This window comes from Aliirhizobium wenxiniae (genome assembly GCF_014201355.1).
Classification (GTDB): domain Bacteria; phylum Pseudomonadota; class Alphaproteobacteria; order Rhizobiales; family Rhizobiaceae; genus Neorhizobium; species Neorhizobium wenxiniae.
In genome coordinates this window covers 291,498-304,933 of record NZ_JACHEG010000001.1, presented here as the reverse complement: position 1 = coordinate 304,933, position 13,436 = coordinate 291,498, and the positions used below count along the sequence as shown (strand labels likewise).

The 13,436-nt window shown below is 59.2% G+C and carries 11 protein-coding genes and 1 tRNA gene; 3 read left to right on the top strand and 9 right to left on the bottom strand.

Going from position 1 to position 13,436, the window contains the following annotated elements:
• The first annotated feature begins 19 nt into the window (after positions 1-19).
• Positions 20-1,387 (top strand): APC family permease, encoded by a 1,368-nt coding sequence (locus HNQ72_RS01565; RefSeq protein ID WP_244654263.1) that lies wholly within the window; start codon positions 20-22, stop codon positions 1,385-1,387.
• 6 nt (positions 1,388-1,393) lie between these two features.
• On the opposite strand, the gene HNQ72_RS01560 is transcribed toward HNQ72_RS01565, so the two are convergent.
• The gene (locus tag HNQ72_RS01560) at positions 1,394-2,008 is read right to left on the bottom strand and encodes an HAD-IA family hydrolase (protein WP_183991213.1); all 615 of its coding nucleotides are present in this window, start codon (positions 2,006-2,008) and stop codon (positions 1,394-1,396) included.
• 201 nt (positions 2,009-2,209) lie between these two features.
• Between HNQ72_RS01560 and HNQ72_RS01555 the strand changes: the two genes are divergently transcribed.
• Positions 2,210-2,980 carry an SDR family NAD(P)-dependent oxidoreductase gene (locus HNQ72_RS01555; RefSeq protein WP_183989260.1) on the top strand — a complete coding sequence of 257 codons (771 nt, stop codon included), beginning with the start codon at positions 2,210-2,212 and terminating at the stop codon, positions 2,978-2,980.
• 54 nt (positions 2,981-3,034) lie between these two features.
• Here HNQ72_RS01555 and HNQ72_RS01550 read toward each other — a convergent pair whose 3' ends face one another.
• The 3 genes from HNQ72_RS01550 to HNQ72_RS01540 all read right to left on the bottom strand — a co-directional run bounded on the left by HNQ72_RS01550 (position 3,035) and on the right by HNQ72_RS01540 (position 8,395).
• Positions 3,035-6,217: an efflux RND transporter permease subunit gene (locus HNQ72_RS01550; RefSeq protein ID WP_183989259.1), complete on the bottom strand. Its 3,183-nt coding sequence runs from the start codon at positions 6,215-6,217 to the stop codon at positions 3,035-3,037.
• Positions 6,218-6,336: 119 nt separating this feature from the next.
• Positions 6,337-7,521 (bottom strand): efflux RND transporter periplasmic adaptor subunit, encoded by a 1,185-nt coding sequence (locus tag HNQ72_RS01545; protein WP_183989258.1) that lies wholly within the window; start codon positions 7,519-7,521, stop codon positions 6,337-6,339.
• A gap of 76 nt (positions 7,522-7,597) precedes the next feature.
• Positions 7,598-8,395, bottom strand: coding sequence for an alpha/beta hydrolase fold domain-containing protein (locus HNQ72_RS01540; protein WP_183989257.1), 798 nt, complete (start codon positions 8,393-8,395; stop codon positions 7,598-7,600).
• A gap of 138 nt (positions 8,396-8,533) precedes the next feature.
• Between HNQ72_RS01540 and HNQ72_RS01535 the strand changes: the two genes are divergently transcribed.
• On the top strand, positions 8,534-9,469 hold the full coding sequence (locus HNQ72_RS01535; RefSeq protein WP_183989256.1) for a LysR family transcriptional regulator: 936 nt from the start codon (positions 8,534-8,536) through the stop codon (positions 9,467-9,469).
• 19 nt (positions 9,470-9,488) lie between these two features.
• Here HNQ72_RS01535 and HNQ72_RS01530 read toward each other — a convergent pair whose 3' ends face one another.
• From HNQ72_RS01530 to HNQ72_RS01510, 5 genes are all read right to left on the bottom strand, one after another.
• Complete coding sequence (locus tag HNQ72_RS01530) at positions 9,489-10,166, bottom strand: BA14K family protein (protein ID WP_183989255.1); 678 nt, start codon at positions 10,164-10,166, stop codon at positions 9,489-9,491.
• Between the two features lie 164 nt (positions 10,167-10,330).
• Positions 10,331-10,406 (bottom strand) — tRNA-Lys (locus HNQ72_RS01525).
• A 168-nt stretch (positions 10,407-10,574) separates the two neighbouring features.
• Entirely contained in the window at positions 10,575-11,492 is a 918-nt protein-coding gene (locus HNQ72_RS01520; protein ID WP_183989254.1) for a PhzF family phenazine biosynthesis protein, read from the bottom strand.
• Positions 11,493-11,559: 67 nt separating this feature from the next.
• A complete protein-coding gene (locus tag HNQ72_RS01515; protein ID WP_183989253.1) occupies positions 11,560-12,318 on the bottom strand; it encodes an NUDIX hydrolase in 759 nt (252 codons plus the stop codon).
• A complete protein-coding gene (locus HNQ72_RS01510) occupies positions 12,315-13,424 on the bottom strand; it encodes an endonuclease/exonuclease/phosphatase family protein (RefSeq protein WP_183989252.1) in 1,110 nt (369 codons plus the stop codon). The genes HNQ72_RS01515 and HNQ72_RS01510 overlap by 4 nt, the downstream gene beginning before the upstream one ends.
• Positions 13,425-13,436: the final 12 nt, after the last annotated feature.

Sequence of the window (13,436 nt, the reverse complement as noted above, 5' to 3'; positions counted from 1 at the left end):
CATGTGGAGGAGCCAGACGATGAACAACACAATCGAACCGACCGGGGACGATGAGGAACGTGGAGAACTGAAACGGGTCATGGGTCCCGGACTGTTGCTTCTGTTCATCGTCGGCGATGTGCTCGGGACCGGCATCTACGCGCTGACCGGACAGGTGGCGGCAGAAGTCGGTGGTGTCGTCTGGCTGCCGTTTCTGATCGCCTTCGTCGTCGCACTCCTCACTGCCTGCAGTTATCTCGAACTGGTCACAAAATATCCGAAGGCAGCCGGTGCGGCGCTCTACACCCACAAGGCTTTCGGCATTCATTTCGTGACCTTCCTCGTCGCCTTCGCAGTCATGTCGTCCGGCATCACTTCAGCCGCCACTGCATCACGCGCATTTGCCGCCAACTTCTCGACTTCTCTCGGGCTGGACGTCGGCTCCTTCGGCGTGCCGCTGATTGCGGTCGGCTTCATCGCACTCGTTGCGGCGATCAATTTTCGCGGCGTCGGCGAAAGCGTGAAATTGAACGTGCTCCTGACCGTCGTCGAATTGACCGGTCTGCTGTTGATCATCGGCATCGGCCTCTGGGCTATAGCCGGTGGACAGGGTGACGTGTCACGCGCATGGACGTTTGAAGCACCCGAGGGTGGAGGAACTTTCTGGCCGGTCGTTGCGGCAACCACGCTTGCCTTTTTCGCCATGGTTGGCTTCGAAGACTCGGTGAACATGGCCGAGGAATGCAAGAAACCCAGCAAGATCTTTCCCAAGGTTCTCCTGGGCGGTCTCGCGATCACCGGCACCATTTACGTATTGGTGGCAATCTCGGCCATCACGCTGGTGCCGGCTGCAGAACTGGGCGAAGGTGAGACGCCACTCCTGAAGGTCATCCAGGCCGGGGCGCCCGCCTTTCCTGTAGGTGTCTTCGCCGTAATCACCATGTTTGCCGTCGCAAATTCGGCGCTGATAAACATGATGATGGCTAGCCGCCTCCTTTACGGCATGAGCCGCGAAGGCGTTTTGCCCGCTTCGCTCGGCAAGGTTCATTCGGCGCGCCGCACCCCATACATCGCGATCATCTTCACATCGCTGCTCGCGGTGGCGCTGATCCTGTTTGCAGGCGGCGTGAAGGAGCTGGGCGGCACAACGGCGCTGCTGCTGCTCTGCGTCTTTGCAATCGTCAACGTTGCCGTACTGATCCTCAGGAAAGACAAGGTAAGCCACAAGCACTTTCGCACGCCGACCATCCTGCCGGTGCTGGGTGCCTTGACCTGCGCCTTCTTCGCCGGCCCCTGGACAGGCCGCGATCCGATCCAGTACGTGATCGCTGGCTGCCTTCTCGTCCTGGGTACAGTGCTCTGGCTGGCCACGGTGCAGTTCATGCGCACCGCCAGCCAGTCGGCCTAACCTTGATTACCTGGCCTGGAATGACAGACGGCCGTCGCCCGCGACATGTGGGGCGACGGCGCTGTAGTCGGTCATACGGTACTGCCCGCCTTCAACCGGATGGCTGTGGGTGGCTGTGATCACCATCACCTCGGCCCCTGCCGCCTCGCCGGCCTGAATGCCAGCCGGTACATCCTCAAACACGAGCACGTCGCTTGAGCTGAAACCGAGCCGTTCGGCACCGAGACGATAGCCCTGTGGATTGGGCTTGCCGATGGTGACGTCTTCCGCCGTGACGAGATATTTCGGCACCGGGATACCTGCAGCCGCGAGCCTCGCCTTGGCCAGTTCCAGCGGCGACGATGTGACGATCGCCCAGCGCTCGACCGGCAGCTGCTTCAGGAATTCGGCAGCGCCGCCAAGCGCAACAACGCCTTCCACGTCATCGATCTCTCCCTGTAGAATTTTTTCCGCTTCGACGATCGGATCGACGCCGGGCAGGTTCAGATCGGTGATCGTGTCGATGCCGCGACGGCCGTGCATGGTCGGCAGGAATTTCTCCACATCGAGGCCCATTCCTTCCGCCCATTTGCCCCAAACACGCTCTGCGGCCGCGGTAGACGTCAGGATCGTTCCATCCATATCGAACAGAAAGGCGGCATAGTCGCGCGACGGTAGGACAGGTTTGGCGGAAGCGGCAAAAGACAAAGGAATTCCTCTCGAAATGAGTGGTAGATGGCGGGATCTCCATGACTATCCCGCCAGTGACGCAGGCGCAAATAATCCCGTGATTTTTTAGCACCCTGGCGTAAGTTTGCCGCGGGACATCAAAGGGAGGATCATTTGACATACCCATCCGTAAGCCATGCCGATCTCAGTGGGCGCGGCGTCTTGATTACCGGCGGCGGCTCGGGAATCGGCGCAGCACTCGTCGAAGGTTTCGCCAAACAGGGCGTCAGGGTCGCATTCATCGATATCGCCGAGGAGCCCAGCCGGGAGCTGGCCGAGCGACTGGCAAAAGACGTAGATCACAAACCGGTATTCGTCCGAGCAGATCTTTCTAAAGTCGACGAGGCTCAAGCCGCCGTCCGTAAAGCTGCCCAGCACCTGGGCTCGCTTTCCGTTCTGGTCAACAATGCAGGCTGGGACGACCGGCATGAAATGGCGGAAGTTACCGAGGACTATTGGGACAAGAGCCAGGCGATCAACCTGAAGCAGATGTTCTTCGTTTCTCAGGCGGCCGCGCCGTTCATCAAAGAAGCGGGCGGCGGGGCGATCGTCAATTTCTCGTCGATCTCGTATCTGCTCAATACCGGCCGGATGCCGGCTTATACGACGGCCAAGGCCGGTATCATCGGGCTGACCAAAAGTCTCGCCGGAAAGCTTGGCCCTGACGGGATCCGGGTCAATGCGATCCTTCCCGGCATGATCATTACCGAAAGACAGAAGCGCCTGTGGCTGACGGATGAAAGCATCGCCGCAATGATCGACCGGCAATGCCTCAAGCGAACGCTCGACGGAACCGATCTTGTCGGCCCTTGCCTGTTCCTCGCCTCAGACGCCTCCGCCGCCATAACCTCGCAGACGCTGGTCATCGACGGCGGAACACTTTGATCAAAATAAAAATGCCGCGCGGACGGAGAGAGATGTCCGCGCGGCCCGTGCGACCTACTCTGCCGGGGAGAGAGTAGGCGCAACCTCGGTGCCGTGGCTCCGCAGCGGACGGTTGCCCGTGAGAAGCCGCGCCAGGATGTAGAAGACCGGTGTCATGAAGATGCCGAAGAAGGTGACGCCGATCATGCCGGAGAAGACGGCAACACCCATGGCGGCACGCATTTCCGCACCCGCACCCGTCGAGATCACGAGCGGCACCACGCCCATGATGAACGCCATCGACGTCATCAGGATCGGGCGAAGACGCAACCGGCTTGCCTCGACTGCGGCCTCGAAGGGCTTCCTTCCGGCAAGTTCGAGTTCACGGGCGAACTCGACGATCAGGATCGCGTTCTTTGCCGATAGCCCCACCAACACCACCAATCCTATCTGGGTGAAGATGTTGTTGTCGCCACCGGTCAGCCACACGCCTGTCAGCGCCGCCAGGACACCCATCGGCACGATCATGATGATCGCGATCGGCAGTGTCAGGCTCTCATACTGGGCAGCCAGCACGAGATAGACGAGCAGCAGGGCCAGCGGAAAGACGATGAGGCTCGAATTGCCGGCAAGGATCTGCTGGTAGGTCAGGTCCGTCCATTCGAAATCGATGCCTGAAGGCAGCGTTTCCGCCAGGATCTTGGTGATCGCTGCTTCCGCCTGACCGGACGAATAGCCCGGTGCCGGAGCGCCGTTGATATCCGACGACAGGAAACCGTTATAACGGGTCGTCCGTTCCGGACCAGCCGATGCATCGACCTTCAGCAGTGCCGAGAGCGGGATCATTTCGCCCGACTGTGAACGGACCTTCAGCTGGCCGATATCCTCGGCCTTGGCGCGATATTGCGCATCCGCCTGAACCCGGACGCTATAGGTGCGGCCGAAGGCGTTGAAGTCGTTCACGTAGAGCGAACCGAGATAGATCTGCAGCGTTTCGAACACGTCCTGCACCGACACACCAAGCTGTTCGGCCCGAGCACGATCAAGGTCTGCGTAGAGCTGCGGCACGTTGATCTGGAAGCTCGAGAACACGCCGGTCAGTTCCGGTGCAGCCATGGCCTTTGCCATGACGGCCTTGGTTGCCTCGTCGAGAGCCTCGTAACCGTAGCCGGCCCGATCCTCGATCTGCAACTTGAAGCCACCCGTCGTGCCGAGACCGTTGACCGGCGGTGGCGGGAACATGGCGATGAACGCATCCTGGATACCGGCATATTTCTGGTTCAGCGCCATGGCGATGGCGCCGCCCGAAAGCTCCGGCGTGGTGCGCTTGTCGAAATCGTCAAGCACGGCGAACACGATGCCCGAATTGGAGCCGATGGTGAAACCGTTGATCGACAGGCCCGGGAATGCGATCGCATGTTCGACGCCCGGCTGTTCCATCGCGATATCGCTCATCCGCTTGATCACGTCTTCTGTCCGGTCGAGCGTTGCGCCATCGGGAAGCTGGGCGAAGCCGATCAGATACTGCTTGTCCTGCGCCGGCACGAAACCGCCAGGAACGGCCGCAAACATGCTGTAGGTCGCACCGACCAGCGCCAGATAGATTACCATGACGATGCTCTTGCGCGATAGAAGCCCGCCGACCGAGCGGCCATAACCATTGGCCGCCTTACCGAAAACTCGGTTGAAGCCGCGGAAGAACCAGCCGAACACTTTGTCCATGCCGCGCGTCAGCCAGTCCTTCGGCGCATGGTGATCCTTCAGAAGAAGGGCAGCCAGAGCCGGAGAAAGCGTCAGCGAGTTGATCGCCGAGATGACTGTCGAGATGGCGATCGTCAGCGCGAACTGGCGATAGAACTGGCCCGACAGTCCGGTGATGAAGGCAAGCGGAACGAAGACCGCGACCAGAACCAACGCGATCGCGATGATCGGACCGGACACTTCGCTCATCGCCTTGTAAGTCGCCTCACGGGGACTTAGGCCATTTTCGATATTTCTCTCGACGTTTTCGACGACAACGATCGCATCGTCGACGACGATACCGATTGCCAGCACAAGCCCGAACAGGGTCAGCGCGTTGATCGAGAAGCCGAAGGCATACATGACCGCAAACGTGCCGATGACCGAGACCGGAACCGCGATCAGCGGAATGATCGAGGCGCGCCATGTCTGCAGGAAGATGATAACGACGAGAACGACCAGTGCGATCGCTTCGAGAAGCGTATCCAGAACCTTCTCGATCGACGAGCGCACGAACTTGGTCGTGTCATAGACGATCTCGTATTTCACGCCTTCCGGCATCGCCTTCTGCAGTTCGTCCATGGTGGAGCGAACCTGGTCGGCGATTTCGATCGCGTTGGAACCGGGAGCCTGCAGGACCGGAATGGCCACCGCCGGCTGGCCGTCGAGAAGCGACCGCAGCGAATAATCGGCAGCGCCGAGTTCGATACGGGCAACGTCGCGAAGACGCGTGATCTCACCGTTCGAGCCGGTCTTGACGATGATATTACCGAACTGTTCCGGCGTCGTCAGACGGCCCTGTGCATTGACGTTCAATTGTAGATCGACACCCTTGAGCGATGGCGATGCACCGATCGTGCCTGCTGCTGCCTGAACGTTCTGTCCGCGGATTGCTTCGGTAATGTCACTGGCCGCGAGCGAAAGCGCTGCGGCCTTCTGCGGATCGATCCAGATGCGCATCGAATAGTCGCCGGCACCAAAAATCTGCACCTGGCCGACGCCTTCGATACGGGCCAGACGATCCTTGATATTGAGCGTCGCGTAATTACGCAGATAGGTCAGGTCATAGCGGTCGGTATCGGAGACGAGATTGACCACCATGATGAAGTCCGGCGAGCTTTTCACCGTCGTGATGCCGAGCGCACGCACTTCGGTCGGCAAACGGGGTTCCGCCTGGCTGACGCGGTTCTGCACCAGCTGCTGCGCCTTGTCGGGGTCGGTGCCGAGCTTGAAGGTGACGGTCAGCGTCATGACGCCGTCGGACGTTGCCTGACTGGACATGTAGAGCATGTCCTCGACGCCGTTGATCTGCTCTTCGAGCGGCGTTGCTACGGTTTCGGCGATGACCTTCGGGTTCGCACCCGGATAGGTCGCCTTCACCACCACGGATGGCGGAACGACATTCGGATATTCCGAGATCGGCAGCGATCGCAGTCCCAGCAAGCCGGCAACCACGATGAGAATGGACAGGACCCCGGCAAACACCGGTCTGTCGATAAAGAAGCGGGATATGTTCATCTTGAAAGCCCTCTCTCCTGGGCGACGTTCAGGGCGCAAAAGGCCCCTGCGCCCGCAGCACACTGCCGCGGGCGATCGTTTGGTTCAGTGTTGGAAGGGCCGGTCAACCGGCCCGGTTTTTACTTCGAGGCGAGTTTCGCTTCGTCCTGCGGCTCAACCGTTGCGCCGGGGCGCACGCGTTGCAATCCGTTGACGATGATGCGGTCGCCGGCATTGAGACCCTTTTCGACGATCCGCATGCCATCGATGGCTTCACCCAGTTCGACCGGGCGATAGGCGACGGTATTCTTGCCGTCGACCACGAGGACGAATTTCTTGTCCTGGTCGTTGCCGAGCGCCTTTTCACTGACGAGAACACGGTCCATCGGCGCAGGCTCGCCCATGCGCACCCGCACGAACTGGCCGGGAATCAAGCGCCCGCCCGGATTACCGAACACCGCCCTCACCCGGATCGTGCCGGTGCCGGCCGCGACCTGGTTGTCGATGAGTTGCAGATGCCCCTTGATCGGTTCAGCGCCCGGATCAAGCGTTGCTATTTCCACCGGAACCTGATCGATCGCCGGTTGGCCATCGGCAAGCGGCAGTTCCGCGAGCGTGCGGGTCACCAGCTGCTCGTCGGCATCGAAGCTCGCATAGATCGGATCGGCGGAAACCAACGTCGTCAGTGGTGCCGAGGCGGAGCCACCGGCAACCAGATTACCGACAGTGACCTCTATTCTGCCGACACGTCCGGCAATCGGTGCCTTGATTTCGGTGTAACCGAGATTGAGTTCGGCGACACGAAGCGCTGCTTTGGCCGACTGGAGATTGGCTTTGGCCTCGCGCTGCGTGCTCTGTCGTTGTGCCAGATCACTCTGCGAGATCGTGTTGCGCGACAGGAGGGTATTGCCGCGCTCGAGTTCGGTTTCGGCAAAGGCAAGCTTTGCCTCCGCCGAGGCAACGGAACCTTCCGCTTCGGCGACGGCCGCCATGTAAGGCTCGGGATCGAGTGTCACCAGCAAGTCACCAGCCTTGACCAGCCCGCCTTCACGGAAATGGACGGACTTGACCTCGCCGGCGACGCGAGGACGAACGTCGACACGATCGACGGCTTCCAGACGGCCGGAAAATTCCTGCCATGTGCCAACCTTGCGGGGCTGCACGGTGGCAACGGTAACCGGAATGGCGGCCGGTGCCGCGGCCTCGACAGGCGAAGCGGCATTGGCGCCGTTCGGCATATCGAAATAGAAGGCTGCGCCTGCGATAAGCACAGAGGTGGTCAAGCAGGCGCCCAACAGGGCCCAGCGGGGTGTCTTCACTGTCATTGTGAACTCCTTCAGCCTTGGGAAGGGCTGTTATCGTTTCCTGGAACTAAAAAATGCGGGGCAGAAACTTCTGGCCTCAGCTCGTCAATTGACGAACGAAGGTCGAAAACTCCGTGCAGAGCCCGGCCAGCCAAGCTCCGCCAACACCATGATACAGGCCCGTCCAACCACTGCCGGCGGGCAATACACGCTTGGTGACACTCACCCCTGCGCCGGAAAGCTTGTCGGCATAACCGAGCGCTTCATCGCGCAGAGGATCGTCTTCAGATGTCATGACCAGCGCCGGCGCGACACCCGATAACCGCGAACACAGACAAGGCGCGGCATAGGGGTGCTGCATCGAGCAGGCGGAACCGAGATAATGGCTCCATCCGTCCGACCAGCGTTCACGCATGCCGATCTCGTCGGCACCGCGGATCGAGGCCGATGTCATCATCGGGTCGATCATCGGGGATAGCAGAACCTGCCCGGTAAGCCGGCCCGGCATCTGGTCCCTCGCCTTCAACGCGGCTCCCGCGGCAACATTGCCGCCAGCCTCGTCGCCGGCAATCAGCAGGGGCGATTTGCCCTTGCCATAATCGTTCAGCTTCTTGCTGAGGCCATAGAGCGCCAAAAACGCGCATTCCATTGCCTTGGGGAATACATTGCCCGACACGCGTCCGTAGTCGGCTTCGACCACGACCGCACCGGCCTCTTCAAGAGCACTGACGACCGGCCGCGGAGCGTCCTGATCTGTCGGCACCTGAAATGCATCACCCTTCAGATAGAGCACGACCGGCGGCTTTGCCCCCTGCACATTGCCCTTGTGAATGCGCACGGGGATAGCGGCCTTCCAAGGCCCATCGATCTCCAATGTTTCCCAGCGCAGCGACATGACGTTTCTTCCGTTTTAGCCACAGGTCTTGCGGCGAATTCGTATTCAGATATTATTGTTCGGGATCGCGAGCGCAATATGCTGTGATCGGCAACACTTTTCCAAATTCATGGATAATCGCGTCACAAGGAGAATTCCATGGACCAGCTATCGGCAATGCGTGTTTTCGTGAGGGTCGTCGAGACCGGGAACTTCACCCGTGCGGCGACGACGCTCAACATCCCGAAAACCACCGTCACCAACATGGTGCAGGCGCTTGAGGCGCATCTGCACACCACCCTGCTCAACCGCACGACGCGGCGAGTCATGGTGACGACCGACGGCGCCCTCTATTACGAGCGGGCGATCCAGATCCTCGCCGACATCGCCGAGCTCGACGGTAGTCTTTCAACCTCCCAGACACAGCCCAGCGGCCGTGTCCGCCTGGAAATGGCAGGCGCCTTTGCCGACCTCCTTATCATCCCGCACTTATGCGATTTTCATGAACGATATCCGCTGATTAAGCTCGACATCGGCGTCGGTGACCGGCTGGTGGATTACATTGCAGAAAACGTCGATTGCGCGCTTCGCGGAGGCACCCCGACAGACCAGTCGCTGATTGTCCGAAAGGTCGGAGAAATCGGCATGCAGGCCTATGCCGCTCCGCTCTATCTGGAGAAAATGGGCGAGCCGGCGCATCCGACAGACCTCAATAATGGTCATCGCTGCGTTGGTTATCTACAGGCGCCATCCGGCAAGATCATGCAGATGAATTTCACGCGCGGCGACGAGCAGGTAGAGATCGATCCGAACTACATCGTCTCGGTGAACGATGCCCGCTCCTATCTGGATGCGACTATCGCCGGTGTCGGCGTCGCACAGGTGCCGCGCTTCATGGCCCTGAAGCCCATGCAGGAGGGTAAGCTCGTTCCGATCCTGTCGGACTGGGCCTGCGAAAGTTTCCCGCTCTACATCGTTTATCCTCAGACCCGCCATCTCAGTAACAAGGTGCGCGTCGTTGTCGATTGGCTCGCCAAGCGCGTACAGACGTTGAAGGTCGAGGAAAACCGCATGCTCATGCGTGAGGCAAGCTGATGCTCCACTGCCTTGCGGATCAGCCGTAGGGTGACGTGCATGCCCGACGCGGGCCTCCATCGAACGGCTGGTAACTGTTGTCTTCGCTTCGATAGGAGCGGTAGCGATCGTGGCACCATGCCTCGTGTGTACCTATAGGCATCGACCTCACGTCTGCGGTCTGCTGCTCCTGCGAGACCATCACGACAGGCGACGCGACAGCAATATCCCTCGCCGGCTCATGCCCACCGGCAGCAAACAAGTCCGTTGCTGGCTGGACGGAAGCAGTGTCAATGACCGGTGACACACATTCCCGCCGTTGACCGCCGCCATAGGGTTGATAACTGTTGTCCTCGACCTGATAGGATCGGTAACGAGCAAGACACCAATCCACATGCCCGGCACTTAGCTGCGCATTACCCGTCGCGGCGCTATCGACCGGTTGGACGGCCTCGGCAGCATTTTCCGCGATGTCCTGTGTCTTCAAAACCCGCTCCTCGCTACGTGCAAAGGAAGCGGTCTCCACGTCTCCATCGGTCGGCGCGACGTAGTCAGCCACCTGAACGCCTTCGATGCGCTCGTAGCCCTGTTTGGCCGGATCGACGGCCGTTGGCTTCGACGTCCACAAGTCGGGTGTTTCCATATGGGCGAAATGATGCGGCTCGTAGTCTCGCGTCGCATAAGCCACGACAACAAGGCCTGCGGCGAACAGAATCACCGCACATACTATTGTGGAGACAAGAGTAAAAATCGCGCGCACGCCAAGCAGCCCATAAAGATTGGAATTGCCGGTAAAATGCGCGGAAAGCCAAAGAAGTTCCGATCGCCGAAAACTTTGTTTTCAGCGATAAACTATTGTCATATAGTTGTTTTAGGAAGATATGGTGGGTGATGTAGGGCTCGAACCTACGACCCGCTGATTAAGAGTCAGCTGCTCTACCAACTGAGCTAATCACCCGTAACCAACTGCCTCAGTGGCCTGCGCCGTTGGTGTGAGTGGCCGTATAAAGAGCTTATTTTGGCTTGTCTAGCGGCCAAAATCATTTTCTTTGTGCAACTGCTCAAAAAAATCACCGATTTCGGTGAAAAGCCTTATTTCGTGGGACTTCCCGCCCGTGAATATTTTTCAGATGTGCAGCATGCCTTCCGCGACCTTCACCGCCTGCCCTCCGATACGTGCCTTGGCGATCTCGCCACCTTTGGAATCGATATGCAGATGAATGAAGGATGCGCGACCGATTTCCAAACCTTGTTCCACGATGATCGGATGATGTCCCTCCGGCAAGGCATCGAATTGCTGGATCGCACCCGCCAGCGCGGCAACCGCGGCACCAGTCGCAGGATCCTCCCATATCCGCATATCTGGTGAAAACATCCGTGCGTGAAATTTCGCCTGATGATGCACGCCGCCCCTGCAATAGACATAGGCTGAAGCGAGCGCACCATCGACGAATGGGGCTACCCGCTCCCACAGGGTCGCCTCAAATTCCAGATTCTGCACCGTTGCGAGATTGCGCAGCGGCACGAGCAGAAACGGAACCCCTGCAGTCCAAATCGACAGAGTATGATTTTCAAACGCCATGTCAGTGGTTTTGACCGTAATCGAATCCGCGATACCTTCCCGATCCAGCGGGATGTCGATCCTTACCGGGCGGCGCGGAAGCTCGAACTCGGCGAAGGTCGCCTCGCCCTTCCGCATCCTGATCGCACAGCGAACCGGGCCAACCTTTTCTTCCAGCACGGACATAAGATCGAGCTCCGTCACCCCCGGCTCGTGGTCTCGCTCCGCAAGCGCGATGGCCGCACCGACCGTTGGGTGTCCCGCAAAGGGTAATTCTTTTCCCGGCGTGAAAATGCGGATCTGCGCCGAATGCCCGTTGGATTCCGCGGGCCACAGAAAGACGGTTTCCGACAGGTTTATCTCGCGCGCGATCGCCTGCATGGCGTCGTCCGAAAGTCCTTCCGTATCGAAGATGACGGCAAGCGGATTGCCGGAAAGTCTCCGGTCGGTGAAAACATCGTAGATAGCATAATGTCTTGCCACGGCTCTCCTCCCCTTCAAGACAGTGTCGCACCCTGCCCGACCGAACGCGCGGAAGCAAGGCGGCAGGCTAACTGCGTACGCTTGCGAAAAACCAGTCCAGGATCGGCAGCATCAAGGGATTATAGGTATGAGCCTCGGGGTCCGCAGACCGGATCACCACGACAGCGTCGATCTCCTGTTCCTCGTCATGGGGCATATGCGCCTCGATTCGGGCGGTGAGTTCTTCGGCTGTCACCGGGAAGCGATATATCCTGAAAACGACGACTCGATTATCCTTGTGGCTGGCATAGAAATGCGTGTCGGCCGCAGCCTCCGAGAGGTCCAACCCGGTTTCTTCACGCACTTCCCTGGCCATATTGCCGGCAACATCTAGTTTTCCATCAATAATGTCGCTCAGGTCGAGCGAGCCGGCCGCGCAATAGACTTGCCCAGGATTAGCTGTTCGATCGCTCATACGAATGGCAACGATGGCGCCATCGGATGAAACGATCACCGCAAAGCCGAACAGATGCAGCGCCCCTTCTGGCTCCGGCTGCTTGCGCCACCACAGAAGCGTCGAATAGGGAATGACATGCGCCACACCGCGAATGACGCCCCTGTCGTAGGTCAGGTGCCGTTGCAACACCATCTGGCCGTTGAAAAGATGCGGATTGGCTGTCGCTTCCTTTTCCCAGTTCGCCTCGATTTCCCTCTCGTGCGCCAGATAGAGCGGATGCGGATCGTCCACGACCGAAAGATTGAAGGCGTCGATGCGAATAGGATTTGTCGGCGGCGGCCAGATACCATCGGGCTTTGCGCCAAGCTTGCCCGCAGGATCAATGGTCATCGAAGATTGAACTCCACGACCACGGGGCAATGGTCGGATGCCTTGGGCCTGTCCCAGCCGATACGTGGATAGCGCTCCACCTCCTGCCCCGGCGGAAAAACCGTGCGAAACGGCTGGCCGTTGCGGATGACATCCGGCACTGCAGCCAGATTATGTTGCGCAAGTGCCGGAGATAGCCAGATGTAGTCGAGTTGGCAGAGATGCTGTTCTTCTGGCCCGCGCGCATGATGAAGCGTCCAGCGATCCATCACGCCGCGCCGGGTCATGACATTGTGCGCAAAGTCGTCGTGACTGAAAACGTCGAGTGCACTCATCTCCTCCGTCACAGGCTCGAACTGATAGCCGGTGCGGCGGGTGCCGATCACCTTCACCCGCTCCTGATAATCATTCATGTCGCCGCAGATAGCGAAATTCATTCGACCGGTATTCTCCGTACCGAATCTTTTCTCGATGATGTGTCGCACGGCCTTTGCTTCCGCGATCCGGAGCGCCATCGTACCGATACGCCCGTCCTTGTTGTCGCGTGAATTACTCATCGATTTGAAATGCACGACGTAGAGAGACAAGCGCTTGTCCCCGATTTTGAGATCCAGTTCGAGGCAGTCGCGTTTGAAAATCTTGTCGGTCGGTCGGCTGGTAAGCGCTAGTTCGTCGTTAAACAGATCGAGATCCTGATAGGTCAGCATCGCGTGGCTACGCACATCGAGAACTTCTATTTTCTGGCCGCTTCGCGTCTCTTCGCGCATCAGGACCGCGACATCGATGCCTCGCCCATCATTACCCTCAACCAAAAATTTCTGCAGATAGCCGTTGCCGACCATCCGGTAGAGATAGCCATATTCGAAAGCCTGCAGCGCCGGCATGTTGTCGACTTCCTGCAGGCACAGGATATCGGCATCCGCATCGGCGATGGCGAGAGCCGAAAGCTGGCGGGTATCATCCGTCTCGGCGATCAGCCGAGCCTGCTCAAGTTGCTCGTATTCCTGTTTGCTGCCCACTTCGAACAGCCGCAAGACCCTGTCCTGACGCAACTGGTTGCGCCAGCCGGAGAAGTCGAAACGGGTCATGAGGTTTTCGATATTGAAGGTGCCGAGACGAAGGGACATGCATGCTTCCTT